A 26,136-nucleotide genomic window follows, 5' to 3' on the forward strand; every position below is an offset into this window, starting at 1 on the left:
GGAATGGAGGCGATTGCTATTAAGACCATCGCAGTAACGGGAGCGAGCGGCAAGCTTGGCGTTCGCGTCGTAGAGGAGCTGCAGCGGCAGGGCTATGAGGTCGTTGCGCTGGATACCCGCCGCAGCGACAAGCTGCGCTGCAAGCAGGTAACGGTGAATTTATCTGATCTTGGACAAGTGATTAGCGGCATTCATGGTGCGGATGCAATCGTCCACTTAGCGGCGATTCCGTCGCCAACGGGCTATACGTATGAGCATATTTTTGCGAACAATGTGATGTCTACATACAATGTGCTCGAGGCGGCATCGATTCTCGGCATCAAGAAGGCGGTATTAGGCTCGAGCGAATCGTCATACGGCTTCTGCTGGGCGCCGACTTCATTCGACCCGCACTATTTGCCAGTCGATGAAGCGCATCCGCAGCTGCCGCAGGAATGCTATGGGCTCTCGAAGATCGTTAACGAGCAGACGGCGGAGATGTTCTATCGCCGGGACGGGATGCAGGTTGTGGCGATGCGCTATTCGATGATCACAACGGAGGAGGAGCTGAAGTGGCATCGGCAAAGCTTTTCCGACCCTTCTCGCTTCAAAAATATACTGTGGAGCTACATCCACGTGGATGATGCCGTCTCCGCAACGATCGCGGCGCTCACTGCCGAAGGTCTAGGCTATGTATCGCTCGGCATTACGAGCAGCGATACGCTTAGCGATTGGGAGACGGAGCGGCTGCTCGCGGAGTATTACCCCGAGGTGCGCGACCGTCGGAAGCGCTTCGAGGGGCGCGAAGCCATTGTGAGCAACGCGCTAGCCGGGCGTTTGCTGAACTGGAGCCCGGTGCGTTCGTGGGCGGATGTGGAATCGTAGTTTGCGATTGTGAGTGTGAGTCTCGCTTGCTCCGGATGGAGCAAGCGGGGCTTTTATTGCTTTATAGCAAACTTGGATGACCTCATATAGGGAATTAGCCATTGATGGGAGCTACTCCTGGGCAGAGCCATTTTATCTCCCGCCAATATTGTTAGAGCTGAAGTGGCATGAAATAGAGAAGACAATGCTATAATGGTGACAAGCTTACAACTTTCGAAGAGGTGATGGAATCGTGATAGGTCGCAGCGGGAATCCAACGTTGAATGACAAAACTTTTGAGAAAACAGGTAATTACTCCAGCACGAACCGGATGACTATTAACGGGACGGTCAACAAAGCGTTCATCACGCTGGCGATTCTACTTGGCGGCGCATTTGCTACTTGGTCGATGTACTTCGATGGCAGGAATGTGCTGCCGTTCGTTGTGGCAGGTGCGATCGGAGGGTTTATCCTCGCGCTAGTCATTAGCTTCAAGCCAACGACTGCTCCGTTCCTCGTACCGATCTATGCGGCACTCGAAGGCTGCTTCCTCGGCGCATTGTCAGCGGGCTACGAGAACAAGTACCACGGCATTACGCTGCAAGCCGCGCTCATAACGATGTGCGTGTTCTTCGCGCTACTAGTTGCATACAAGACGCGGCTGATTCGAGCGACGGAGAACTTCAAGCTCGGCGTCTTCGCAGCAACCGGCGGCATCGCGCTCGTCTACCTCCTGAGCATGGTTCTCGGCATGTTCGGCGTCTCGGTGCCTTACTTGCATGACAGCACGCCGCTTGGCATCGGCATCTCGCTTGTCATTGTCGTTATCGCAGCACTGAACCTCGTGCTGGATTTCGATTTCATCGAGCAAGGAGCAGACCAAGGCGCGCCGAAGTACATGGAATGGTACGGCGCGTTCGGCCTCATGGTAACGCTAGTATGGCTGTACATTGAGATTCTTCGTTTGCTGGCGAAGCTGCGCAGCCGCGACTAGCGGGATGTGGTGATTAAATGCAAATATCCACTTATTTAGGGCTCAACAGCGTTTTCGGCGAAAATAAGTGCAATTATCCGCTTATTTCTTGCTCCAGATCGCTAAGTCTCCCATCCTACCTCTAATAAGTGGATTTTCGCACTTATGAATGAGCATTGCCTCGAAACCATCTCAAATAAGTGGATATCTGCACTTATTTTTGATTGCAGAGTAGTGTGTATTTTCTCGACACTTCAAAAAGCCTCGTACCTTCCAACGCGGAAGGTACGAGGCCTTTTTTATACCCGATAAGCCGACGGACTAACGCCCGTCACCTTCTTGAACACGTTGCAGAAATAGTTCTGGTCCTCGTAGCCGACCAACTGCGAGATGCGCGCGATCTTCAGCGTCGTTGTGCGGAGCAGCTCCTTCGACCGTTCGATTCGCGCTCGCGTGACATAGTCGTTGAAGCTGATGCCGACGACGCTCTTGAAGCGCTTCGAGAAATAATTCGGGTGAATATAGTAGTTGTCGCTCACCCATTGCAACGATAAGTCTTCCTCATAATGCTGCTGCACATAGTGCTGCACATGCTCTATAATCTCGTCGCAGGAGCGCTCGACGCCGCGGTCGAGCATGCTGCTCAGCCGCTCCAGCTGCTGTTCGATAATCGCAATAATATCGCGCCAGTCCGTCAGGCTCTCGAGACTCGCAATCGGCGTGCCGAGACTCCAGTTCGGCAGGTCGATTGCCGTCTTGGCGGCATGCTTGCGGAGCATGTGAATGATCTCGGTGTACAGGTATTCTACCTGTTCATACCGCGCGTCCGGCGACTCCGCGAGGGAGTGGAACAGCTGCGCCGCATAGTCCAGAAACTCGCGGTGCTGCCCCTCCTCCAGCATGGCGGTCAACCCGCGCTCTGCCTGGTTCAACAGCTGCGGATATCCCGCCGTGGCTGCCCCGGAAGCCCCGGCAACTGCGGAAGCGCCGCTCGCATTATTCGCTTTATTCCCTCCGGAAGCGCCACTCCCGCCATTCGCACCAGCCGCGCCTTTCGTTCCAGCCATTCCACTCCCGCCATTCCCGCCAACCGCTCCACCACCCGAATCCACATAAACATTGCCATTGCCGAACAGCAGCCGGTTCTGCAGCGCCTTCCTTGCTTCCATGCAGGATAGCCGCAGCTGAGTCAGCTCCTCCTTCACGCCGCCGACGCCGATGGAGACGATGAGGCCGAGATGCTGGCGAATCCAGCTGACCGTCTGCGTGAGCGTCTCCCCAATGCGTCCAAGGTCGAGCGCGTCCGCCTGAGAGCCGAGGAAGACGACAATCTCTTCCGAGTGATAGGCATGCTTGAACGCGATGACTTCAATCGGCAGCACAGCGAGCGCATTCTCAATGCTATTCTGCACAGCGAAGCGGGCAAGCGGTTCATCATTTTCACCAAAACGCGAGGTCTCGTTACGGTACACGATTCGTACCGATGCGCCTGTGAACGAGTGGCTTCGCACCAATCCAATCGGCAGCCCGTCCCAGCGGGCATCCTGCTCCGAGATCAGATGCGTCAGCTGGAAATCGAGCGGCTGCAAATTGCTCTGGCGAATCATCTCATTCAGCTCATTAAGCTTGGAGCGATCAGCCTCCTGCCGCCGCTCCGCACGCAGTTCCTCGACGAGTCCCGCCAGCAATACATGCAGCTTCTGTTTGTCGATTGGCTTGAGCAGATAATCCTTCACATTATAGAGCAGCGCCTCGCGCACATATTCGAACTCATTGAAGCCGCTGATGATGACAAACTTCACGTTCGGGAAGTTGACCCGCGCCTGGTTGATGAACTGCAGTCCGTCCAGACCGGGCATTCTGACATCGGTAAGGACGATATCCGGCTGGCAGTTTACCAGCTGGAACATCGCTTCGAACCCGTCGCCAGCCTCTCCGGCAAGCTCAAGGCCGAGTGTCTGCCAATCAATCTTGCGAATCAGACCTTCCCGCAGCAGCGGCTCGTCTTCAACGATGAGTACTTTCATCCGCTTCATCTCCTCCCGCAGTCTGCTTCGGCAGCACAAAATAAATCCGTGTGCCGACGCCAGGCTGACTGTCAATTTCAACCCGCGGGTCGCTGTCGTAGTACATTTGTATGCGCCTAAATACATTCGCAAGTCCGATCATGGTGCGGGAGGAGGACTGTCTGGACACGATATCGCTCGTATTGCTCAGCTTGCGGTGGAAGAGCTCGATCATGGCGGGGTCCATGCCAACCCCGTTATCCTCCACGATAATTTTCAGCCGAGCTTCATCGAAACTGCCGATCGTGACATGCACCGACTTGAAGCCGACCTTCTGCTCCAGGCCATGAATAATCGCATTCTCGACTAGAGGCTGAATAAGAAACTTGGGCAAAATCAAATCTTCAATGCCGGGCTCCACATCAATCTCATAAGCGAACTGCTTAGCGAAACGGATCCGATAGATGGACAGATACTGGTCCAGATGCGTAACTTCCTCCTGCACCGTTGCCAGACTGCCGCCGTTCAGGTTATAGCGGAGCATGCTCCCGAGCGCAATACAAATATAGGAGACTCGCTCGTCCCCATCAATGGAGGAGATGCTGTCGATGGTGCTTAACGTATTGTAGAGAAAATGCGGGTTAATCTGCGTTTGCAGCGCCTTAATCTCGGCCTCCTTCTTGAGCAGCTCCGTCTCATAAACTTTGGAGATGAGCGTACTAATCTCGGAGGTCATCTTATTAAAGCTATGCTGGATGGTAGACAGCTCGTCGTTGCCCCTCACTTCGATCGTAGCTCCGAAGTCGCCCATTTCCACCTGTTTCATCTTCTTATTGAGCTCTTTCAGCGGACGGGTTACGCCTGCGGCAATGAGCGAAGCGAGCAGCATCGCAGAGAGGGAGCTGATCATGGCGACGATGATGAGCGTGTTGCGAAAGGTATCCACCTTCTGCAGCACTTGCCCCAGAGGAACACTGCCGATGATGATCCAGTCGCCGGCATTCAGTCTTTCATAATAGCCAATGAACGTTTTACTCTCATTCACAAATCGAAAATTAACGTAATCATTCGACTTCTGCGCCTGCTTATAGGCAGCGAAGAGCGGACTTCTTGCAAGGGTCTTGCCAATATCCGCTTTATTTTGCGTATAGATGATGCGTCCGGCGCGGTCTGCAATGTAATACTTGCTGCCGTTGTCGTTTTGCAGGCCGAGTAATATGTTGTCAAGCACGCCGGGGTCCATATCAATCTTGATATAACCGATCGGACGCTGCTCATTCATCATAATGCGTTTGAGCAGTTGAATATAGCTGACGGATTGGACCGGAGTCACGGTTGTGCTGATGGTCGTATAAGAGACGGACCAGAACGGGAAGCCATCCATTTGGAGCGCCTTTTGATTTAGCTTCGCCTGTTCCTGATCCAGCAGTTGTTTGACACTCGGGTTGTAATAGTAGTAGCTGGATAATTGCGTCCCGTCCAAACGGGTAATCGAAATGAAGGAGATGAGCGGATTTTGTACCTTCTGGGAAGCTAGCTTATTGCGGTAATATTGTTCATTGTCGAAGTTCGGGGGACCGTCGAGGAATTTCTGCAGCGATGTATCGCTGAAATAGCTGTAGCCCGTATTCGAGATCGTCTTGAAATGGAGATTCAGCGTGTCGACCGTTTGCTCGGTCATCTTCTCAAGGCCTTGCAGGGTAGAGGCTTCTAGCTCGCGGCTCATGATGCGGTAATAGGAGTAGCCCATGATGATGGCAGTTAGGCTGATGACGATGAAGAAGGAGAGAATCATTTTATTGCGGAACTGCATGGTAAGGAACCCCCTAACATCTGTAACCGCTTTCCTTTGCGGAAAGTATTCGACAAATTCAGATGGTTTCCTTTTTTTAAAATATAAGAACGTATAAGTCTCACCTTATACGTCTGTCTTATATTTCACCGCGAAACGTTAGCTTTACCGCCGAAGGACGGTGCCAGCCGTTTACGCTTTAGGCGTTCCCTACTCTAGAAGTTGCTTAAAATATTGCTAACCGAATGTTAAGATATTACATAGAAAGCGCTATCATTCGAGCCTATACTTGAGTTGTAAATGAGATAATCATTCGAGGGAGGCAGTCAATTGAAGAACAAGTTGAAGTTCAGAACATGGTCAAGCTTGGCAATTGTTCTCGTCTTAATGCTCATCGTTTCAGCTTGTGGGGGCGGCAATAACGGCAACAACAATACTAGCTCGGATACAAGCAATAACTCTGGCACGACGGACAATACTGCAACGACGAACGACTCTTCGAACACGAATGCGACGACAAACAACACATCGGATAATGCGGCAGCTACAGATAACGCAGCTGCAAGCGGCGGTACTGTCGACATTACAGTATGGGATCAGCCGAATCCGGACGATACGATGAAATCAGTGAAAGAAGAAGTGTTTGCTGATTTCGAAACGGCGAATCCGGGCATTAAAGTGAAGCACGAATTGATGCCGCAAGGCACGAACGACCGTGAAGTATTCGTAACGGCGATGGCGGGCGGCAACGGCCCGGATGCGTACCACGCGGCTCACTTCCCGATCATTGGAGACTGGGTAGGCCAAGGTCTTGCTCTTGACTTGACTCCTTACTGGGATAGTTATGAGGACAAAGATAAATTTATTGCATCTTCGATGCAAGCAGGTACAATTGACGGCAAAGTATACGGCATTCCGCACGATATTTACGTAACCGGCTTGTTCTGGAACAAGAAGATGTTCGAAGCAGCGGGGCTTGACCGTGATACGCCTCCTGCGAACTGGGATCAGCTGGTTGAATTCGGCCAGAAGCTGACGAATACGTCCAAGAAGCAGTACGGCATTACGCTGCTTGGTATGGAATGGGCGGACTGGTGGTTCGAGTACTATGTATGGCAAGCAGGCGGCGATCTGACGCATGTGAATGACGACGGCAAAGTGCAATTGGCGTTCACCGAAGATCCTTCGGTTCAAGCGCTGCAATTCTATAAAGATCTCAAATGGAAGTATAAAATCGTACAAAACAACGTGCTCCAAAGCTACCAGGATAATATGAACGATATTTTCCAAGGTCGAGCGGCCATGTCGAATGCAGCATCCGGCGGCTTCGGCGACTACGTTGCGCAAGGCATGGATCTGAACGATGTAGGCTTTGCTCCATATCCGGTAGGTCCTGGCGGCAAAGGCCCAGGCCAAATCGGCGGCGCTTACTGGATTATCAATCCGAAGACTTCCAAAGAGAAGCAGGACGCAGCTTGGAAATACATCACTTACATGAACTCCAAAGAAGTAGCTGAGAAATATCTCACATTCCAGCAAGACAACGGTATGTTCCCGAACCTGCTGTCCGTTCGCAGCGACGTGGATCCTTCGCAATTCGCGAAAGACATCTCGCCTGAGCTTGTAGCGGCCGCGAACAAAGCAGCATCCGACACGCATCTCGAGTACTTCCTGAAAGAGCGTCTGACTCCATATGTCGTTAAAGCGGTTCAAAAAGCGCTGACAGATGAGAAATCAGATCCGAAGCAGCTCCTCCAGGAAGCGCAAGATGCGGCGCAAAAAGAAGTTGTCGATGCGTATAACGCATCCGTGAAGAAATAAGGCAGCGTAACAAAGGCGGAGTCGATCGGCGGGCACTTTAGGTGCTAGCTGCGCTGCTCCGCCTGCCATTTCGAAGGGAGGGGTCAATACGTTGAAAACAGCTATAGAGCAGCAGCCTCAGATGCAAGTGCGGGTCAGAACCCGTTCAAGGTTTAAGATCTCCTGGACATCGGTCGCTTTCCTGACTCCGGCGATTGTTTGTTTTTTGCTGTTCAAGTACTATCCGCTCATTCAAGCCGTCTATATGGGCTTCTTCGATTATAAAGTCATCAACCCGCCGGGCAAGTTCGTCTGGCTGGATAACTATAAGTATTTGATCCATTCGACCGAGTTCTGGAATGCGCTCAAGAACACGTTCGCGTTCTTCTTTATTTATTTCATCCTTACGTTCTGGGTGCCGATTGTACAGGCGGTGCTGCTGAACGAGATCAAATTCGCGAGCAAGACGCTCCGCTCCTTGTACTTGCTGCCGACGGCGGTTCCGGCGGTTGCCGGCTACCTGCTGTGGAAGTGGCTCTATAATCCGGATTACGGCTTACTGAACTATCTGCTTCACTTCATCGGTCTTGGTCCTTATGGGTGGCTCAATGATCCTGCTACGGCAAAGTGGTCGATCGTACTGCCAGGCGTGTTCGCGACAGGAATGGGTATGCTCATCTACTATTCCGCATTGCAAGGCATTCCAAGCGAGAATATCGAAGCGGCTAAGATTGACGGTGCAGGTCCATGGCGCCGGATGCGTTCAATTGTATTCCCAAGCCTGAAATTCATTATTGGCATTCAATTTATTTCGTTTATATCCGGCGTCTTCTTAACGTTCGACCCGATGTACATCATGACAGGCGGCGGTCCTGCGAACAGCACGCGGACGCTCTCCATGCTCGTCTTCAACAGCTCCTTCAAAGAATTCCGCTTTGGGGTGGCAGGCGCGATCTCATTCGTCATGTTCGCCATTATTGCAATTATTACGTATGTGCAGATTAAGATATCGAATCGGGATTAGAGCTTACGCGAATTGCGAGATCTGCGAGAATTAGGAGATTTGCGAGATTTGCGAAGCAGGAAGGAGCAGCTCATGGCTAGACGCGGACGTATTAAGGAGAAAGGCGGACTCTCCGTCAAGATCGTCTCTTACACGGTTGCTATTATTTTCATCCTATCGTCGATCGTGCCGCTGGTCTGGATGATCAGTTCGTCGATGAAGGACAACATCTCTATCTATAAGTTTCCTCCGACATGGGTTCCAGAGGTGCCGAAGACGGTCAGCGTAACGTTGAATTATGACGGCACGGATTTGAAAAAGGCCGACTACGAGCTAGATGCGATGGAAGCGATCTGGTTCACCTGGAAACGAATGCAGAACGAAGCTGTCGGTGCGATGAAGATTACAGGCGTTAAAGACGGCGTCGTCGTCTATAAAGCATCCATGCCTGCATATAAGTTTACGGTGGGACGATCTGAGATTGTCCCGACGATGATCGCCACTCATGCGATTATGAAGAACAAGCTGCAAAAAATTCATAACCTTAAGCTGACGACTTTCGATTACAAAGGTGATGGCGGCAAGTACAGCGGGGATACGACGATTGCCGCAGCGCTGCCTGAGCAGGCGACTAATGCATTGAAATGGCTGTCCGAGTCCAAAGTGGTCAAGGGCAAAGTGCTGACTATCGGCGAAGTAAGCGACTGGAAGCGGCTGTTCGACAACTATATCGTGCTATGGGAGATGACCGGCGGCGCGGAAAGCAAGACGGGTACCGCATCTTACGGCTTCCCGCACTTCTTGCTGAACAGCGTCATCGTTACTGGGCTAACGATTATTTTGCAGCTCATTATCGGCGGTACGGCAGGCTATGCGCTTGCGCATCTCGTTCGCAAAAGCCTCGGCGGCTGGCTGACTCTCTTCTTCGTCGCGACGATCATGATCCCGGAGATTGCGATTCTCGTTCCGCTCTATCTCACGATGGATAAGCTGCATTTGGTCAATACGCTGTGGGGCATTATTTTGCCGCATACCGCTTGGGGGATTGTTATCTTCCTGTTCAAAGGATTCTTCGAGCAGCTGCCCGGCGAGCTTCTGCAAGCAGGCCGTATTGACGGTGCCAGCGAGATCAAGATCTTCTACCGCATTGTGGTGCCGATGTCGGCGCCGATCTTCACCGTTGTTGCCGTTATGACGTTCATCGCGGTATGGAATGAATTTTTGTGGCCGCTCGTCGTTGCGCGGACGCAGGATGTGTGGACGTTTACCGTTGCTCTGAATGACTTCCAGCAGCGGAGAAGTCTAGGATCCAACGTCATTATGTCAAGTCTCGTTATCGCAACGATTCCGCTTATGCTTATCATTACGTCCTGTCAGAAGCTGATTGAGAAAGGCGTTTCTTTCACAGGGCTCAAAGGGTAGGAGATCGCTTTGGAACGTAAAGTGGCTTTAGTAACCGGTTCGGGACGCGGTATTGGCAAAGGGATTGCGCATGCTTTTGCCGAAGCTGGTTACGACGTGTGCGTCAACTATAACAAGAGCGCTGATCAGGCGGAGGAAGTCGTCGAGCAGCTGCGCGGGCTTGGCGTCAAGGCAGAGGCGGTGCAAGCGAACATTGCCGATCTGGACAACGTCGCTTCGCTCATCGAGCAGGTGGAGAGTCGGTTCGGAAGGCTCGACGTCCTCGTGAACAATTCGGGCATTACGCGGATGAAGCCGTTCCTCGAGACGTCTCCAGAGCTGTTCGACGAGGTGGTACACACCGACTTTCGCGGCTTGTACTTCTGCTCGCAGCATGCGGCGCGGCTGATGGTGAAGCAGGGTACTCGCGGCGTCATCATTCATATCAGCTCGAATCATGCAGAGGGCAACTGGGCGAACTCGACGGTGTACGCGGCGTCGAAGGCTGCGGTGAACAAGCTCGCGAAGAACATGGCGCTGGATCTTGCTCCGCACGGCATTCGGGTCGTCGGCATTGCCCCTGGCTATACGAAGAATAGCTGGGCGGATGGAAGCGAACGCGTGCAGAAAATGATCGAGAACATCTCCTCGCGCATTCCGATGGGACGGTTCTGCACACCGCGGGAGGTTGGAGAGGCGGCGGTGTTTCTAGCCTCCGACAGCGCGGGCTATATGACGGGAACGACGATCTATATGGATGGCGGCGCTCTGCTTCCGGTGTGGGCGGAGAAGGGCCATAACGGCTAACGGTACGACGGATGCAGCTTGGTCAAAGTCAATATGAAGCAAAGGAGATCCGAATTGTGAAAATAACAGAAATGAAGCTCTACCATGTCAAGCCTCGCTGGCTGTTCCTGAAGATTGAGACCGACGAGGGGATCGTGGGCTGGGGTGAGCCGATTGTTGAGGGTCGCGCCCTGACCGTTGCGACGGCAATTGAAGAGCTGAAGCGCTATCTGATCGGCGAAGATCCGCTGCGTATTGAGCATCACTGGCAAGTGATGTACCGCGGTACGTTCTACCGCGGCGGTCCTGTGCTCGTCAGCGCGATCAGCGGCATTGAGCAAGCATTGTGGGATATTAAAGGCAAGTTCTACAACTTGCCTGTCTATGAGATGCTCGGCGGCCGCGTGCGCGATAAGATCCGCATGTACTGCCACTGCGGAGGCGCAACGCCTGAGGAGTTCGCGGAGAACGCGAAGAAGCGGGTCGCGGCGGGCTTTGACGCAATCAAGACCGGCGTCGATGCGCCTGTGCGCAACGTGGATTCGCTCGCCTTCGTGGAGAGCCAAGTGAACAAGTTCGCGGCTGCGCGCGAAGCGGTTGGCAGCGGCGTCGATATTGCAATTGACTTCCACGGGCGAGTCAGCCCGGCGATGGCGATTCGATTGGCGGCTGCGCTGGAGCCGTATTATCCGATGTTCATCGAGGAGCCGTGCTTGCCGGAGAACGTCGATCAATTGCTGCGCGTCGCGCAATCGACGAGCATTCCGATCGCGACAGGCGAGCGGCTGTTCACGCGCTGGGGCTTCCGAGAAGCGCTGGAGAAAGGCGCAGTCGCGATCGTGCAGCCGGATCTGTGCCATGCCGGCGGCATCTTCGAAGGCCGCAAAATCGCCGCCATGGCGGAGACTTACTACGCGTCCATCGCGCCGCACAATCCGCTCGGGCCGATCTCGCTCGCGTCCTGCTTGCAGCTTGATGCGTGCACGCCGAACTTCCTCATTCAAGAGCATCCATCGATGGCGGAGAAGTGGGATCTTGGCGAAGGCTATCTGAAGAAGCCGTTCGAAGTGATCGACGGTCATGTCGCGATTCCGCAAGGGCCGGGACTTGGTATCGAAATCAATGAAGAAGCGCTCATCGAACGCAGCTTCGGCGGGGACTGGGATACGCCTCGCCTCGCGTACGATGACGGCTCGTTCGCGGAGTGGTAATGGAGTAGAATAAGGCCGCCCCCTCTCTAGTAGAGAGGGGGCGGTTTATTTTGTATTCGACTGAAACTGCCCTTTGACTACAAGACTCCTCGCAGATCCGCTAACGGATGCCACGCACGCTATTTAGCTCACGTAGCTCTTTTTAAATTTTAACGGTTGTCAGCTACGTTATTTAGCGATTTTAGCAGCAGACTGCCTCGATTAGGGCCAAATAAGTCATCTGACAACCGCTAGATCTCCAGAAGGATGATTTTTGTTCAAATAAGCGCTGTCACATCCCGTTACGTTACAGAGGCAGCAGTGGCAAGCTATGGCGTAACCTGCTGCTTCATATACTGTTCTTGTATTCTTTTCAGCTTATCATCAGGGAAGGTTCGTGAATTGAGTTCAGACAGAACGCTATGCAGAGACTTCAAGCTGCATGATACCTGCTCAGGTGGCGTTACTCCCAAGCTTAGCCCTAACTCGAACTCGTCCATATCCATAACATGATAACTGCCATCGACGTTCACTGAGATATCGATAAACAGGTCGTAGACGCAGAAGAAGCCGGGTTGTACTTCCTGAATTTCTACAACATCAATTAACCACCATGGATATCTTTGTTTGTGATTCATTGAGAACTGAAGTCCTCTATCTATGCAATAAATAATAATAAAGTTGTCATCGTTATCTGGTGCTGGAAGTTCGATTAATGTGGTCTCATCATATCTAATAAAACGGTTACGATAGTTACGAGCACGCTTTACTTTAAGATCTAGCGCTTGCTGAACAACCTCAGGTGTGTTTTTCCGTATGTCATCGGTATAGTCCAATCCGCCATGCTCTCTTCCGACATGATTCCAAAAGATTCGCAAATCCATAGGTGCACCTCCAATAGGTAGGTAGTCATTCTATCTATCCTATCTCTGGAAGAAAGCGGCAGCAATAGAACATTGTAAATTTTGACAACTGACCTGCTTCTCGCTAACATGAAGGCAACGAAACGGCGGGCAAAGGAGCATGTGATCTGCAATGGAAGCGAACCTAGAGCTAATCGTCCGTTCCACGGAGATTGATGTGAACGGGCATGTGAATAACGCCAAGTATCTCGAATATTTGGAGTGGGGAAGAGAAGAATGGTACGAGCAGGCTGAACTGCACTATAACGTATTCCTTGGGATGGGCATTCAAACGGTGACCGTTAACATTAACATCAATTACCGCAAAGAGTGCAAGCAAGGCGATAAGCTGACTGTCACGACATCGCCGGAGCAGGCCGGCCGCACAAGCTACGTGCTGAAGCAGCGGATCATGAATGACCGCGGGGAGCTGTGCGCCGATGCGCTCGTGACGAGCGTCACGATGGATGTGGACACGCGCAAGAGCCGGGAGCTGCCGCAAGTGCTGCGAAGTCAATTCGAGGCCGTATCGGAGCCGGAGAAATAGGAAATCATGGAACAGAGGGCGATGCTACACGGCATCGCCTTTTTCATAGGCTATAGAGATGGATCGGACCGAAGACCGAACACGGAAGACCGAAGGAGGAATCAACGATGGACTACCGGATGGAGCGAGACTCCATGGGTGAAATTGCCGTAGATGCGAACCGGATGTGGGGCGCTCAGACCGAGCGCAGCCTGCACCATTTTAAGATTGGCACAGAAAAGATGCCGCGGGAGCTTATCACCGCATTCGCGTTCTTGAAGAAAGCGGCAGCAACCGTCAACAGTGGACTTGGCAAGCTGGATGCGAAGAAGGCGGAAGCGATCGCGGCTGCCGCTGACGAAGTAATCGCAGGGAAGTGGTTGGAGGATTTTCCGCTCTCCGTATGGCAGACAGGCAGCGGCACGCAGTCCAATATGAATGTGAATGAAGTCATTGCCCGCCGAGCAGCCCAGCTGCTCCAGGAGCAAGGCGCGACGGACGCGGCTGTACATCCGAACGATGACGTGAACCGCTCCCAGAGCTCGAACGACACATTCCCGACGGCGATGCATATCGCAGCGCTTATCGCGGTAGAAGACGCCGTACTTCCGGCGATAGCGGAGCTGAAGGCAACGCTCGCGGAGAAGAGCCAAGCGTTCGCCGACATTATCAAGATTGGGCGCACGCATCTGCAAGACGCGACTCCGCTCACGCTTGGGCAGGAGATTAGCGGCTGGGTGCGCATGCTCGAGAAAGGTGAGCGCAACGTGAAGCAAAGCCTCGAGGAGCTGCGCGAGCTGGCGATTGGCGGTACGGCTGTTGGCACAGGGCTGAACGCCCCGCCGGGATTCAGCGAGAAAGTCGCTGCAGCGATCAGCGATCTCACAGGCAAAGGCTTCATCAGCGCGCCGAACAAGTTCCAAGCGCTAACGAGCCATGACGAGATCGTCTTCGTGCATGGCGCCTTTAAGGCACTGGCGGCGGATCTGATGAAGATCGCCAACGACGTCCGCTGGCTGTCGAGCGGCCCGCGCTGCGGCATCGGAGAAATTCGGATTCCAGAGAATGAGCCAGGCAGCTCCATCATGCCGGGGAAAGTTAATCCGACGCAATGTGAAGCGATAACGATGGTCGCTTGTCAAATAATGGGGAACGATGCGACGATCGGGTTCGCGGCAAGCCAAGGCAATTTCGAGCTGAACGTATTCAAGCCGGTCATCATTCACAATTTCCTGCAGTCGGCGAGGCTGCTGAGCGACGCGATACGCTCCTTCGATGAGCATTGCGCTCGCGGCATTGAACCGAACCGCGAGGCCATTGCCCGCCATCTTAGCGAGTCGCTTATGCTCGTAACCGCGCTGAATCCGCACATCGGCTACGAGAATGCGGCTGCAATTGCCAAGGCGGCGCATAAGGAAGGCCTGACGCTGCGAGAGGCTGCGATTCGGAGCGGGCTCATTGCGGCAGAGAAATTCGACGAAGTCGTTCGTGCGGAGGATATGGTTTAGCATTCTCTACTGCTAGCATGAAACAAAATTTTCTAATTGGGTTATGCTAATAATTCGTGCAAATCTGACAAATTGACTTTGCGTTCATAGCCAATATCAAGTATTATGGTTAGAAAAGATCTGGCTGCAAAGGAGACTATCGTGCTATGAATGCTTCGAAGAAAAGTAACTGCAAAATCGTCGACTGTACGATCCGCGATGGCGGACTCGTCAATAACTGGGATTTCAGCGTAGAGTTCGTTCAGCACTTATACAATTCGTTGAATGAAGCTGGCGTTGAGTATATGGAAATCGGCTACAAGAACTCGCCGAAGCTGCTCAAAGGTGCTGAAGGCGCAGGTCCTTGGCGTTTCCTGGATGACGACTTCTTGCGTAAAGTCATTCCGCAGAAGCTGAACACGAAGCTGTCGGCGCTCGTCGATATCGGCCGTGTAGACGAGAATGATATTTTGCCTCGTGAAGAGAGTATGCTCGATCTGATCCGTGTTGCTTGCTACATTCAAGACGTGCCTAAGGCGCTTGAGCTTGTTAACGTATTCCACGAGCGTGGTTATGAAACAACACTCAATATTATGGCGCTCTCCAACGTTATGGAGAACCAGCTGCTTGAAGCGTTTGAACTGATCGAAGCAAGTGTCGTAGACGTGGTTTATGTTGTAGACTCGTACGGCAGCTTGGATCCGAATGACTTCAACTACCTGGTTAGCAAATTCCAGAAGTACTTGCCAAGCAAGCGTCTTGGTGTGCATACGCACAACAACATGCAACTGGCATTCGCGAACACGCTTATCTCCGTTGAGAAGGGCGTAGAGTTCCTCGACGCTTCCGTATACGGCATGGGCCGTGCAGCGGGTAACTGCCCAACTGAGCTGCTCGTTGCTCACTTGAAGAATACGAAGTACAACGTGCGTCCAGTTCTGGACATGATCGAGAAATATATGATTCCACTCCGTGAGAAAGAAGAGTGGGGCTACATTATTCCTTACATGATTACTGGCATGCTGGATGAGCACCCTCGCTCGGCGATGGCGCTTCGTGACTCCGCGGACAAAGATAAAGCAGTCGATTTCTACGACAAGCTGACGACACCGGAAGTGCTGCACAGCAAGTAATCTAATCACATATCCAACACGAGACGGCAGAAGGCGATAGACCTTTTGTCGTCTTTTTCGTGTGCGGTCATGCTTCGTTGATTTCCCACATACACGTAATAGAGACTCCGTTCGAATCAAGCGAATAAAGCGAATAAAGCAAACCTTATCAGGAGGCCCAGATACAGATGAATGATGAAACCAAGCGGGGGACAAGCTTAGACTCGGTGGATTTGCAGCAGCATATCGAGCAGTTCAACCGGGATGGCTTCACGCTGGTACGTAACGTACTAAGCGAAGAGGAAGCGGATGAGCTTCGGCGGCAGCATCAACATATCTTCGAGACGACAGAACCGGACGGATATGGCGCCAATCTGCGGACCAAAATGTTCGAGCGAGGCGAAATCTTCCTCCAGCTCATCAATAAGTCGCCGACTGTGGAGTTTGCAGAAGCCGTGCTTGGCGCGAACTGCCACATGTTCTCGAACAACGCGCTCTATACGACACCGGGTACAGGCATTGATTTCTGGCATGTGGATGAAGATTTGTTCTTCCCGATTCCGGAGGACGCTGAGCTCGATCCGCGCATTACGATGCCGTGCTTCATGTTCAGCGCCATGTACTACCTGACGGATGTAACGGAGGATATGGGGCCGACACAGCTTGTGCCGGGCAGCCATCGCAGCGGCAGGCATCCGGCTTCTCCGAAGGAGACGCCATACTACAATGGCCAGGGCCCCGTATCGATTCTGGCACGCAAGGGAGATGTACTATACTTCAACGGCCAAACCTGGCATCGCGGCGCCAAAAATGAAAGCGACCGAGTCCGGCAAGTCCAGCAAGTCACATACGGCAGACGTTGGGTTTCGCAGCGATTTTATCCTTTTATCAACTATGTGATGCCGCAGGAAGTGATAAACCTTGTGGAAGGAAACCCGAGGCTGAAGCGGCTGATGGGCTTTCATCCGCGCGGGCCGTACGGGTGAACTTATCGAAGGACAGCACGGAGCAATTCCGTGCTGTTTTTATATGATTCGACTCTTTTGCACGTCCGTATTGAAATTTGGTAGGGGTTCCATTACAATAAAGTCCATTCTATACCATGATTGGCGTTACTGAAGTTGAGAGGGAGTGGCTGTGACATGGAGAATACATTAGCGCTAATCAAGGGGCGTTTGGAAGCACGCCATACTTTGCCGGCATTGTCGCCGAAGCTTGCGTGGGACTCAGCGCTCGATGATCAAATTGCGGACTTGCCGCTTGAAACAACATTAAAGACAAGAGCTGCCGAGGCTGCGCTTATCGCGCTTCGGGCAGGAATGTATCTGCTCAATGATAATTTGGACGCTTCGCATTCGCAGTCGCAGGAAATTGAGGATGACGCGACAGGCGCTTACTGGCACGGCATTATGCACCGTATGGAAGGCGATTACTCGAACGCGAACTATTGGTTCAGCCAAGCAGGCGCTCATCCCGCGATGGAGAAGCTGCAGGTGCGGGTAGCAGATTGGATCCAGCACAGCGTCGTTCTTGGCGATCTGCCAGACGGACAGATCCGTGACGCCTTGCTTCTTATGAAGCAGCAGGTGCGCTGGAACCCAAATGCATTTACGAGCATGGTTGCGCTGCAGGAGAGCGGAGCGCTCTCGGAGGAGACCAGAAGCGCGATTGAATATGTGCAGCATCTAGAGCTGCTAGAGCTGTTTGACTATACCTGTGAAGCGGCTAAGCGTGTATTGGAAGCTTAAATAAGTTAGATCTCCGAAGAAGAAGGACCTCAAAGCCACGTCATTTGCGTGGCCTTGAGGTCCTTCTTCATCTGTATAACAACTATAATGTTAATTTTGGGGCTTGCTTCGGCTTACCTTTTACCGCTGCCTCTCCTTCAGCATCGGCTTCTGTCTGTGGCTCTGCAGCCAGCTTGCGGAACGGCCACCAGTTCGCTTCACCGAACAAGTTGGCGAGAGCCGGTACGACCAGTCCCATGAACACCGTCGCGTACAGGATCAGCCCGATTACGATGCCCGCACCGATCTGCAGCAGCGTATTAACTCCCGAGAGCATCAGTGCAGCGAATGTGCCGCCCATGATGACGGCTGCCGAAATAATAACGCCGCCGGTCGTCGACATCGCCTTCGTCATCGCATACGTAATGCCGCGCGGCCGGTATTCTTCTTTGAACCTTGCCATCAGGAAGATGCTGTAGTCAACGCCAAGCGCAACGATGATGAGGAAGACGAAGAACGATGCGCTCCACGACAGCCCTTCCTTGCCAAGCAGATCGACGAAGATGAATTCGACGATACCCATCGTCACAAGGAAGTTGAAGCCGAGTGACAGCAGTACGTAGAGCGGCGCTATAATCGAGCGGAGCAGAATCATGAGCACGATGAAAATACCGATCAGCACGTACGAGCCCGTTCTCATAAAGTCTGTCTTCGAGATGTCCTTGAGCTCATTGATTTGAGCTGATGTGCCGGAAATATATAGTTTAGCCCCTTTAATGGAGCCGTCATCGAGGCTGCTGTGCAGTGCAGCGCGGATTTGTTCCACGGTCGTTAGCGCCTCTGGCGAATAAGGGTTCACGGACAGCACGACATCAAGCTTCGCGGTCTTGCCGTCCTTCGAGATGTAGTAGTCAAGAGCTTGCTGCATCTCTGGCGTATCAAGTGCTGCCTGCGGCAGGTTCCAGCCTGGAATTTGGCTGTCTCCGATGGATTTCTGCGCGTCGCTTACGGTTGTGAGGCCACTCGAAATATCAGCAAGGCCTTTCGCGCCATCCTTAAGACCGCTCGTTAGTTCTTTGAGGCCGCCGCCGAGCTTCGCTGTCCCGTCGGCTGCATCGTTCTGCCCGGCTGCGAGCTGGCCGAGACCGCTCGTGACTGATTGCACGCCGGGATTCAGCTTCGTGAAGCTTGCCGAGAGCTGGCTTGCTCCGCTCTGAAGCTGATGTAAGCCGCCTGAGAGCCCTTTTTGCTTGCCGAGCAGCTGCTGCATCTCAGGCTCTTTGGCAAGCTCAGGATATTTCTTCAGCAGCGCCTGAAGGTTGCCGTTCATCGAATCCGAGACGTCTGTGCTTTGCTTCAGTCCGCCGGACAGGCTGCCTGCTCCTTTGGACGCTTGCTCCAGTCCGCCGTAAATTTGCTGCAGCCCTTTCTGGGCTTCGGTTGTTTTGGATGCCATCGTACGAAGTCCGTTCGTCAGCTTCTGAACGTCACCTTGACCGCTGCCCAGCGAACCGCTGGCATCTTGAAGACCTCTGGCTACTTTGTCGACGCCGTCTTTCATCTGCTGAAGCGCATCGGAGGTTTTTGTCAGCTGGTTTGACACGGTCAGATCCTTCAGCTGCTCGCCGAGCGGGCGGACCGCGCTGCGTACTTCTTTGACGCCGCTTAGCTTCGCGACGCTTGCGCTTGCGGTTTCAAGTGCGGCAAGCGCTGCCGGAGTTCGCATGGATGATGGCGATGTCAGCGCGACGGACAAAGGGAACACTTCGCCGGAGCCGAAGGAATGCTCGACTTGACGGAACCCTTGAACGGAGCCGAGCTTCGGATCGATTTCGGCGAGATCATCGAAAGAACGTTTGTTATGGTAGAGCAGCGTCAGCGGTGTCAACAGCAAGACGGTTACTACCAAGATGGCAACCGGTCTGCGTGCAGCAAGGGAAGCCATTCCTTTCCACAGCTTCGATTCGCCATGACCTTGGCCCGCTGCTTTGGAAGGCCAAAATGTCGCTTTGCCAAACACCATCAGCAAGGCAGGCGTCAGCGTCAAACCTGCAATAAGCGTAACCGCCACGCCGATCGCTACGCCTACTGCCGACTGGTAAAGTCCGAACTGTGCGAAGCCGATCAGGAAGAACGCGACGAACACGGTGCTAGCCGAGTAAGCGACTGTCTTGCCGACTGTCCGCATCGTTCTGACGAGTGCTTCTACTTTATCCCCGTCATGTCCGAACTCCTCGCGGAACCGCTGAATGAGCAATATACAGTAGTCGGTGCCTGCTCCGAACATGACCGCGATCAGGAACGATTGGGTGAAGGAGGAGACTGGCATGCCGAAATGCGTCGCCTCCGCTACAAGGCCTGTCGTAATGACGAGCGATAGACCGATCGTAATGAGCGGGATGAAAGGTGCGACCGGGGAACGGAAAACGATAAGCAGAATAACAAGGACAAGCACGACGGTAAGGAGCTCCGTCTTCTTCAGTCCCTCCTCCGAGCTGCTTTGAAAATCTTTCCCGATCGGCGCGCTGCCCGTCAGCTCAACCTTAGTGCCGCTTGGGGCACCTTCGACCTTGGAGGCTAAAATATCGACCGCTTCTTGCGTGAGCGTATCGTTATCCGCATGCGTGAAGCCGACGATGACGAGTTCCGTCGTGCCGTCCTTACTTTGGAACTTGGATGCAAGCTCCGGCGTTTCATATGCCGATTGCACGGATTTGAAGCCTTGATCTTCCTTCAGCCTGGAGAGCTCATCGACTTTGGCTTTCAGCCAGCTGCGATCCTGCTCCGTAAGGCCGTTTTCCCTCGAAAAGACGATAATGGCGCTTGATTTCACCGTTGTCTCCGGATTGATCCGCTCAAGCAGCTGTTTCGCAACGACTGATTCCGAATCAGCCGGGATGAACTTCTGCTCCGTTTGGCGGACGATGGACTGCAAATTCGGCAGCGTTAATACGGAAACGACTGTAATGACGAGCCAGCCGATAATAATCGCCCACCTTGCTTTGGCAAGTCCGCGGATTAAACGTTCTGTCATTTCTGAATTCCTCCCCTAACTTCGTATTCTCTAAGTTTAGTTATAGCGCAACGGAAGAACGGAAGTCAATATTTTTGGACTGACGGTCATAATTATTTCACATTGTTATTTTGTAGATATATCAGGCATATAGAAGTTCTTATACGAATATGTTTCATCATTATTTATTAGAAAGTTATACCGACGGTCATGTAATGTTTACGGTAAGTAGGGGCTATGCTACAATAAAATAGAGTAAAACGCAGAAATGACGGAGGAACGAACGATGAAGCGCGAGCTCAAGAAGGAACAGACGCGCCTACGCATCAAGGAAGCGGCGCTTGATTTGATCGCGGATCATGGCTATGAAGCGACGACGGTCGAAGAGATCGCGAAGCAGGCTGGTGTTGCGAAGGGCACTTTTTTTAACTATTTCTCATCGAAGGATGAGCTCATATGTGATTTGCAGGCAGTATTCGCCATGAATGAGGTCTCGAAGCTAAAGGATCAGCCGGGACCGCTCGTACCGCGGTTTCAGTTATTGATCTTCCAGCTCGTCAAAGAGTTTGAGCTGAGCAAGACGCTAACGCGAGCGCTCTTCCAAGCGATGTTCGGCAGCCAACGTCAGCTGGGGTCGCACAATCGTTTGCTCGACTCGCTCAAGGAGGTGCTACTCCCGCTTATCCGGCAAGGCCAGGACAACGGCGAGCTGCGCCGCGATATGCCAGCCGAGATGATTGCCCAGCAGGCGTTCCAATCCTACTTCGGCACACTCATCATCTGGTCGATGGAGGAGAACGACGAGCCGCTCGATAGTCGGATGGCGATGGCATTCGAGCTGTTTTTTAGAGGTATTACGGTATAACAGTACTGATGATGTGTTTATGGGACATCGGCTTCATCCTAGTTGGGATGAGGTCGGTGTTTTTTTTTTTGGTTGGAGCGGAGGTGGGAGTTGCTGAGAGGGAGAAACGCGGTGGAGGGAGTAGAGAGGGACCTCAAAACCGAAAGAGTATCCCCTAGGGATACACAAATTGACGGGGAAGTGGGGGAATGGACTAAAGAGAGTACCCCAGGTATCTACATTGGCGGGAAAGTGGTGGAATGGACGAACGAGAGTACCCTAGGGATCTACTTTGGTGGGAAAGTGGTGGGAAGCCGAAAGAGTATCCCCCAGGGATACACATTGGCGAGAAAGAGGTTAAAAAGCTGATAGAGTATCCCCTAGGGATACTCTTGGTAGGAATGGGCCAGAATGCCAACAGAACATCCCTTAGTGCTCCTCTTTCGAAACAAGTAGCTGGTCTGGTGGACTACATTGGTGGAAATTAGGTGGAATGAGGAGAAGTAGCTGGTTAGGTGGACTACATAGGTGGAAATTCGGTGGGATGAGTAGAAGTAGCTGGTTTGATGGACTACATTGGTGGAAATTCGATGAAATGAGAGGAAGTAGCTGGTCTGGTGGACTAACTAATTACACGTTCATTGCACGAGATACCTCACTAGTAACCAGTACCCCTCTTAAGCAGAAAACCAGAAAAAACAACCCAAAAGGAGTACCCAGTACCCATCTTGAGGAGAAACCCAGCAAAAACAGCCCAATAGGAGTACCCAGTACCCCTCTTACTCAGAAAACCAGCAAAAACAACCAAAGAGGAGTAGCAGGTACCCCTCTCCTGCGCCGCATACAAACGAAAAAAACGCAAGGAGAGGTCCTCGTCTCGACGAGTCCCCTCCTCTACACTTTTTAAAACCCCGCCAACTCGCCATCGCCACGGATCGCTGCTGCGTTGTGCTGGACGTTGGGATGGAAGTAGCCAAATGCGTTGAACGGTTTGCCACCTGCAGTGATCCCTGCAAGCTCAACGCCGATCTGCTCGGATTCGTTGAACATACGAAGCAGCGACGTCTGCGTCATTCCGTCAATCTCGATATACCACAGCTTATAGCCCGTCTCCGTGACAACAACGAGCTGGGCAGCCGTGAAGGCAAGCCGCGTGGTGTTCTCGTTATAAGTGATACTAAGCTCCGCCAAATGATACGTTTCCAAGGCAGCAAGCCTCCTTCCTTCTCGCAAAAATAATCTTCTCCCGATTGTAATGTCCCCCCTCACATATTGCAACAATTGCCCAATACACTACGTCGAGAGTGATAAGACGCCGTTTACAAATATTGGAGTCTGAACTTGCCACTCAAGGGGGAATAGGTATGCAACAACCAATGAAGCGATTCAAACTAAAGAGAGAAAGAAATCAGAAACGCGCAGCAAAGCTCAAAGTAGGCCTATTACTGGCAACCGCGCTCTTTACACTAATGACAGGATGTTCTTCCAGCAATAACAATCAAAATAACAGCTCTTCGGCAAACGCTTCGAATACGGCGAAGGACGATTCGCGGAACGCAGCTAGCTCGGATACTGCAGACAACAGCAGCACTGACAGCAAAGCGGACAACAGCTCCAGCAGTAGCTCGAACTCGAATTCCAGCACCTCTGACAGCACAACCGCTCCAGACAAACCAGCTGCAGACGACACAGATCGTACAGACACTAAGGATTCTCACGATGAATCTGGCAACTCGCAATACGACAGCTCTCAACCGGGTCAATTGACAGCGGGAGAATGGGATGACCTGAGTGAGTGGAAAAGGTGGAAGAAGCTGCTTCATGGCAATGAAGGGGCAGATAACGAGTCGTACTGGTCGATGTTTCCGGAGAATCGGCTAGAGGTGATCGTGACGGGAGGCGGCAAGCCGGTGCCTGACGCCGATGTCAGCATCGTGGATGAAGACGGTGAGACAATCTGGGAAGCGCACACGAATATGGACGGAGAAGCGTATGCTTTTGCAGGCATGTTCGATGAGCAAGGGACGGACGACACGTACGGCGTGGTTGTACAATCTGGCAACAGCGAGAAACGCTACGAGAATGTGCCTATTCCAAGAGACTCTGCCTTGAAGATAGATCTTGACGCTGCATCCAAAGTACCGAACGCGCTTGATCTGATGCTCGTCGTAGATACGACGGGCTCAATGGAAGATGAGCTGAACTATCTTCAAACAGAGCTGAAGGACGTCGTCAAGCGAGTCGGTCAGGACAACGGACAGCAGCTGGATATTCGAGTGAGCGCGAACTTTTACCGGGATAAGAACGATGCGTATGTCGTGCGTGATTTTCCGTTTACGGGCGATATTGTTGAAGTTGTGCAGCAGCTTGGGCAGCAGAAAGCGGCAGGAGGCGGAGATTTTCCAGAGGCGGTGGACCAAGCGCTGGAGAATGCGATCAATGAGCACAAATGGAGCAATGACGCTAGAGCACGCCTGTTGTTCCTCGTCATGGATGCCCCTCCGCACCATGATCGCAAAGTGACGAAACATATGCACGAGCTGATTGAGACAGCAGCTGCCGAAGGCATACGGATCATCCCGGTCGCATCTAGCGGTGTGGATGTCAGCACGGAGTATTTGATGCGGTTTATTGCGGCTGCAACGGGCGGTACTTACTTGTTTCTAACCGATCACAGCGGCATTGGAAATGACCATTTGAAGCCAGCGGTGGGTGAGTTTGAAGTGAAAGCGCTGAACGATCTGCTCGTCGATGTAATCAATCGTTATACTTCGTAGAAGATAGGCTCCTTTTGTCGGAAAATGTTTTAGAAAAGTGTTAAGAAGATGCTGGACAAAAAGGGCTGTAATGGTACAAACTAGAGGGTAACAACGTAGTGGGAATTACTTTCCAACTTATATTTGCAATGCAGAAAATTTGAGAAAAATGGTGAATTTTGTGACCTCGGCGGATGGATTGAAGATGAGTATTATACCGCTTGGTGACCGTGCGCTTGTCATTCAGCTGCCGCTTCAGCATGAGAATCAGCCCGTATGGCAGCAAAGTGCAGCGATAGCGGAAATGCTTCGTTCAGCAAAGCGTAGCTGGATTATAGATGTTGTTCCGGCATATACGACAGTAACCGTCGTGTATGATCCTCTGCTGCGCTTATTTGAAGAGGGTGTTGCCGAGGTGCGATCGATTGTACAGGGTCATATACAGCCTGCGGATGCTTTGCTTCCAGAGCCGCGAGTGATCGAAATTCCCGTTTATTATGGCAAAACAGATGGGCCTGACCTGCTGCAGTGCGCGAAGCGGGCTGGGATGAGCGAGAACGAGTTTATTAAACGGCATGCTGAAGCGGTGTACCGGGTGGCGATGATCGGCTTTATGCCCGGGTTTCCGTATTTGACGGGATTGCCGCCAGAGCTTAGCCAGCCGCGCCGGTCCTCGCCGCGTAGCGTCGTTCCGGTCGGGGCAGTCGGCATCGCAGGCGGACAGACCGGCGTTTACCCGTTGGCTACGCCAGGGGGCTGGCAGCTAATTGGGCGTACGCCGCTAAGTTTGTTTGATCCGAAGCGAGCGGAGCCGATTTTGCTGCGGATGGGGGATGTCGTTCGATTCGTCCCCTTTGCTGAGGGCTCGTATGCTCTGGGAGAGTCGCGATGACAATATTCGTTATGAAACCGGGCTTTCATACGACGGTGCAAGATTTGGGACGTCCCGGCTGGCGCCGGGGCGGCATACCGGAGGGCGGCGCGATGGACCGCATTGCGCTGCGGATTGCGAATATGCTTGTCGGCAATGCCGAAGGCGCAGCTGCGCTTGAATTGACGCTCAGCGGGCCGCAGCTGCGGCTCGAGCAGGATATGCTGATCGCTGTGACCGGCGCGCAGATCTCGCCGACGATCGACGGCGAGCCGCTCCCGCAGTGGCGGCCGGTATGGGCTGCCGCAGGCGCGGTTATCGCCTTCGGCCAAGCGACCAGCGGCTGCCGGGCCTATGTCGCCGTCGCCGGCGGCATTGACGCGGCGCCCGCACTCGGCAGCCGCAGCACGGACACGCGCGCCGGCATCGGCGGCATCGCGGGCCGCGCGCTTCGCGGCGGCGACGTGCTCCCCTGCGGCAGCGAAGCCGACGCCGCAGGGCGCGCACGCGCGGCCGCGTGGCGCGCTTCGCTCGCCGCGCGTGCCGCCGCCGGGGCCGAGGGCCGCCGCCCGAACTGGGCGGCCCCGGCCTGGTTCGCGGCTCCGCCGCGAACGCCGCTGCTGGCTTCGCCCAGCAGCAGCGACAAGCATGGCACCACGGTGCTTCGCGTGGTGCCTGGCGCCGAGTACGGGCAGTTCCGCGAAGCGGCCCGTACGGCGTTCATGCGGGAGCGCTACCGCGTTGCTCCCGCCTCGGACCGAATGGGGGTCCGCCTGGATGGCCCCCCGCTTGAAATCTCGGACAGCGCGGAACTGCTGTCCCATGGCGTCATCGCCGGCACGGTGCAAGTGCCGCATGGCGGGACGCCGATTATATTAGCCGCCGATTGTCAGACGACCGGCGGCTATCCAAAGATTGCGCACGTCATCAGCGCCGATTTGCCTGTGTTTGCGCAGTGCAGGCCTGGCGATTGGCTGACATTTACAGAAGTGACATTAGGCGAGGCGCAGCGTATTCTGCTTGACCAAGAACGCGAGATGCGGCTGCTTGCCGCAGCCATTCGGCTGCGTAGCCGCATTCAACTTATTTGAGGTAAAGAATGGA

21 protein-coding genes are annotated in these 26,136 nt (G+C 53.2%); 16 read left to right on the plus strand and 5 right to left on the minus strand.

Annotated features, from left to right (window positions below; all coding sequences use genetic code 11):
• Window positions 1–3: 3 nt before the first annotated feature.
• Window positions 4–864, plus strand: a complete 861-nt coding sequence (locus AC0LWF_RS15575) for an NAD-dependent epimerase/dehydratase family protein (RefSeq protein WP_474652448.1) — start codon at window positions 4–6, stop codon at window positions 862–864.
• 232 nt (window positions 865–1,096) lie between these two features.
• On the plus strand, window positions 1,097–1,837 hold the full coding sequence (locus tag AC0LWF_RS15580; RefSeq protein ID WP_474652449.1) for a Bax inhibitor-1/YccA family protein: 741 nt from the start codon (window positions 1,097–1,099) through the stop codon (window positions 1,835–1,837).
• A gap of 278 nt (window positions 1,838–2,115) precedes the next feature.
• On the opposite strand, the gene AC0LWF_RS15585 is transcribed toward AC0LWF_RS15580, so the two are convergent.
• Both AC0LWF_RS15585 and AC0LWF_RS15590 read right to left on the minus strand, forming a co-directional pair.
• Window positions 2,116–3,843 (minus strand): response regulator, encoded by a 1,728-nt coding sequence (locus tag AC0LWF_RS15585; RefSeq protein WP_474652450.1) that lies wholly within the window; start codon window positions 3,841–3,843, stop codon window positions 2,116–2,118.
• Entirely contained in the window at window positions 3,824–5,635 is a 1,812-nt protein-coding gene (locus AC0LWF_RS15590; protein ID WP_474652451.1) for a sensor histidine kinase, read from the minus strand. Before AC0LWF_RS15590 ends, AC0LWF_RS15585 begins: the two co-directional genes overlap by 20 nt.
• 309 nt (window positions 5,636–5,944) lie before the next feature.
• On the opposite strand from AC0LWF_RS15590, the gene AC0LWF_RS15595 reads away from it, so the two are divergent.
• The 5 genes from AC0LWF_RS15595 (at window position 5,945) to dgoD (ending at window position 11,815) form a co-directional block, all read left to right on the plus strand.
• Entirely contained in the window at window positions 5,945–7,435 is a 1,491-nt protein-coding gene (locus AC0LWF_RS15595; protein ID WP_474652452.1) for a sugar ABC transporter substrate-binding protein, read from the plus strand.
• A gap of 91 nt (window positions 7,436–7,526) precedes the next feature.
• Window positions 7,527–8,438: a carbohydrate ABC transporter permease gene (locus tag AC0LWF_RS15600; RefSeq protein ID WP_474652453.1), complete on the plus strand. Its 912-nt coding sequence runs from the start codon at window positions 7,527–7,529 to the stop codon at window positions 8,436–8,438.
• 48 nt (window positions 8,439–8,486) lie between these two features.
• Window positions 8,487–9,839: a carbohydrate ABC transporter permease gene (locus AC0LWF_RS15605; RefSeq protein WP_474652454.1), complete on the plus strand. Its 1,353-nt coding sequence runs from the start codon at window positions 8,487–8,489 to the stop codon at window positions 9,837–9,839.
• Window positions 9,840–9,848: 9 nt separating this feature from the next.
• Window positions 9,849–10,625, plus strand: a complete 777-nt coding sequence (locus AC0LWF_RS15610; RefSeq protein WP_474652455.1) for an SDR family NAD(P)-dependent oxidoreductase — start codon at window positions 9,849–9,851, stop codon at window positions 10,623–10,625.
• A gap of 56 nt (window positions 10,626–10,681) precedes the next feature.
• A complete protein-coding gene (gene dgoD, locus AC0LWF_RS15615) occupies window positions 10,682–11,815 on the plus strand; it encodes a galactonate dehydratase (protein ID WP_474652456.1) in 1,134 nt (377 codons plus the stop codon).
• Between the two features lie 308 nt (window positions 11,816–12,123).
• Here the strand turns inward: dgoD and AC0LWF_RS15620 are convergent, their stop codons facing one another.
• A complete protein-coding gene (locus tag AC0LWF_RS15620) occupies window positions 12,124–12,678 on the minus strand; it encodes a DUF402 domain-containing protein (RefSeq protein ID WP_474652457.1) in 555 nt (184 codons plus the stop codon).
• Window positions 12,679–12,829: 151 nt separating this feature from the next.
• Here AC0LWF_RS15620 and AC0LWF_RS15625 point away from each other — a divergent pair, with 151 nt between their 5' ends.
• The 5 genes from AC0LWF_RS15625 to AC0LWF_RS15645 all read left to right on the plus strand — a co-directional run bounded on the left by AC0LWF_RS15625 (window position 12,830) and on the right by AC0LWF_RS15645 (window position 17,569).
• Window positions 12,830–13,243 (plus strand): acyl-CoA thioesterase, encoded by a 414-nt coding sequence (locus AC0LWF_RS15625; RefSeq protein WP_474652458.1) that lies wholly within the window; start codon window positions 12,830–12,832, stop codon window positions 13,241–13,243.
• Window positions 13,244–13,350: 107 nt separating this feature from the next.
• Entirely contained in the window at window positions 13,351–14,730 is a 1,380-nt protein-coding gene (gene fumC, locus AC0LWF_RS15630) for a class II fumarate hydratase (protein WP_474652459.1), read from the plus strand.
• A gap of 146 nt (window positions 14,731–14,876) precedes the next feature.
• On the plus strand, window positions 14,877–15,842 hold the full coding sequence (locus tag AC0LWF_RS15635; protein WP_474652460.1) for an aldolase catalytic domain-containing protein: 966 nt from the start codon (window positions 14,877–14,879) through the stop codon (window positions 15,840–15,842).
• A 167-nt stretch (window positions 15,843–16,009) separates the two neighbouring features.
• Window positions 16,010–16,807, plus strand: a complete 798-nt coding sequence (locus AC0LWF_RS15640; protein ID WP_474652461.1) for a phytanoyl-CoA dioxygenase family protein — start codon at window positions 16,010–16,012, stop codon at window positions 16,805–16,807.
• 156 nt (window positions 16,808–16,963) lie between these two features.
• A complete protein-coding gene (locus AC0LWF_RS15645) occupies window positions 16,964–17,569 on the plus strand; it encodes a hypothetical protein (protein ID WP_474652462.1) in 606 nt (201 codons plus the stop codon).
• Between the two features lie 82 nt (window positions 17,570–17,651).
• Here AC0LWF_RS15645 and AC0LWF_RS15650 read toward each other — a convergent pair whose 3' ends face one another.
• Entirely contained in the window at window positions 17,652–20,582 is a 2,931-nt protein-coding gene (locus AC0LWF_RS15650; RefSeq protein ID WP_474652463.1) for an MMPL family transporter, read from the minus strand.
• A 265-nt stretch (window positions 20,583–20,847) separates the two neighbouring features.
• On the opposite strand from AC0LWF_RS15650, the gene AC0LWF_RS15655 reads away from it, so the two are divergent.
• Window positions 20,848–21,426 carry a TetR/AcrR family transcriptional regulator gene (locus AC0LWF_RS15655; RefSeq protein ID WP_474652464.1) on the plus strand — a complete coding sequence of 193 codons (579 nt, stop codon included), beginning with the start codon at window positions 20,848–20,850 and terminating at the stop codon, window positions 21,424–21,426.
• An 882-nt stretch (window positions 21,427–22,308) separates the two neighbouring features.
• Here the strand turns inward: AC0LWF_RS15655 and AC0LWF_RS15660 are convergent.
• Window positions 22,309–22,611, minus strand: a complete 303-nt coding sequence (locus tag AC0LWF_RS15660) for a hypothetical protein (RefSeq protein ID WP_474652465.1) — start codon at window positions 22,609–22,611, stop codon at window positions 22,309–22,311.
• Window positions 22,612–22,769: 158 nt separating this feature from the next.
• Between AC0LWF_RS15660 and AC0LWF_RS15665 the strand changes: the two genes are divergently transcribed.
• From AC0LWF_RS15665 to AC0LWF_RS15675, 3 genes are all read left to right on the plus strand, one after another.
• Window positions 22,770–24,182 carry a vWA domain-containing protein gene (locus AC0LWF_RS15665; protein ID WP_474652466.1) on the plus strand — a complete coding sequence of 471 codons (1,413 nt, stop codon included), beginning with the start codon at window positions 22,770–22,772 and terminating at the stop codon, window positions 24,180–24,182.
• A gap of 184 nt (window positions 24,183–24,366) precedes the next feature.
• Window positions 24,367–25,053: a 5-oxoprolinase subunit PxpB gene (gene pxpB / locus AC0LWF_RS15670; protein WP_474652467.1), complete on the plus strand. Its 687-nt coding sequence runs from the start codon at window positions 24,367–24,369 to the stop codon at window positions 25,051–25,053.
• Between the two features lie 11 nt (window positions 25,054–25,064).
• Window positions 25,065–26,123, plus strand: a complete 1,059-nt coding sequence (locus AC0LWF_RS15675; protein ID WP_474652635.1) for a 5-oxoprolinase subunit C family protein — start codon at window positions 25,065–25,067, stop codon at window positions 26,121–26,123.
• Window positions 26,124–26,136 lie beyond the last annotated feature (13 nt).

The organism is Paenibacillus sp. sgz302114 (assembly GCF_056120345.1).

Bases quoted from the DNA above. Each gene is read 5' to 3' on its own strand.
- AC0LWF_RS15575 (WP_474652448.1), top strand. From the start codon at position 4: ATGGAGGCGATTGCTATTAAGACCATCGCAGTAACGGGAGCGAGCGGC.
- AC0LWF_RS15585 (WP_474652450.1), bottom strand. From the start codon at position 3,843: ATGAAAGTACTCATCGTTGAAGACGAGCCGCTGCTGCGGGAAGGTCTG.
- AC0LWF_RS15590 (WP_474652451.1), bottom strand. From the start codon at position 5,635: ATGCAGTTCCGCAATAAAATGATTCTCTCCTTCTTCATCGTCATCAGC.
- AC0LWF_RS15620 (WP_474652457.1), bottom strand. From the start codon at position 12,678: ATGGATTTGCGAATCTTTTGGAATCATGTCGGAAGAGAGCATGGCGGA.
- AC0LWF_RS15625 (WP_474652458.1), top strand. From the start codon at position 12,830: ATGGAAGCGAACCTAGAGCTAATCGTCCGTTCCACGGAGATTGATGTG.
- fumC (WP_474652459.1), top strand. From the start codon at position 13,351: ATGGACTACCGGATGGAGCGAGACTCCATGGGTGAAATTGCCGTAGAT.
- AC0LWF_RS15635 (WP_474652460.1), top strand. From the start codon at position 14,877: ATGAATGCTTCGAAGAAAAGTAACTGCAAAATCGTCGACTGTACGATC.
- AC0LWF_RS15640 (WP_474652461.1), top strand. From the start codon at position 16,010: ATGAATGATGAAACCAAGCGGGGGACAAGCTTAGACTCGGTGGATTTG.
- AC0LWF_RS15645 (WP_474652462.1), top strand. From the start codon at position 16,964: ATGGAGAATACATTAGCGCTAATCAAGGGGCGTTTGGAAGCACGCCAT.
- AC0LWF_RS15650 (WP_474652463.1), bottom strand. From the start codon at position 20,582: ATGACAGAACGTTTAATCCGCGGACTTGCCAAAGCAAGGTGGGCGATT.
- AC0LWF_RS15655 (WP_474652464.1), top strand. From the start codon at position 20,848: ATGAAGCGCGAGCTCAAGAAGGAACAGACGCGCCTACGCATCAAGGAA.
- AC0LWF_RS15665 (WP_474652466.1), top strand. From the start codon at position 22,770: ATGCAACAACCAATGAAGCGATTCAAACTAAAGAGAGAAAGAAATCAG.
- pxpB (WP_474652467.1), top strand. From the start codon at position 24,367: ATGAGTATTATACCGCTTGGTGACCGTGCGCTTGTCATTCAGCTGCCG.
- AC0LWF_RS15675 (WP_474652635.1), top strand. From the start codon at position 25,065: ATGAAACCGGGCTTTCATACGACGGTGCAAGATTTGGGACGTCCCGGC.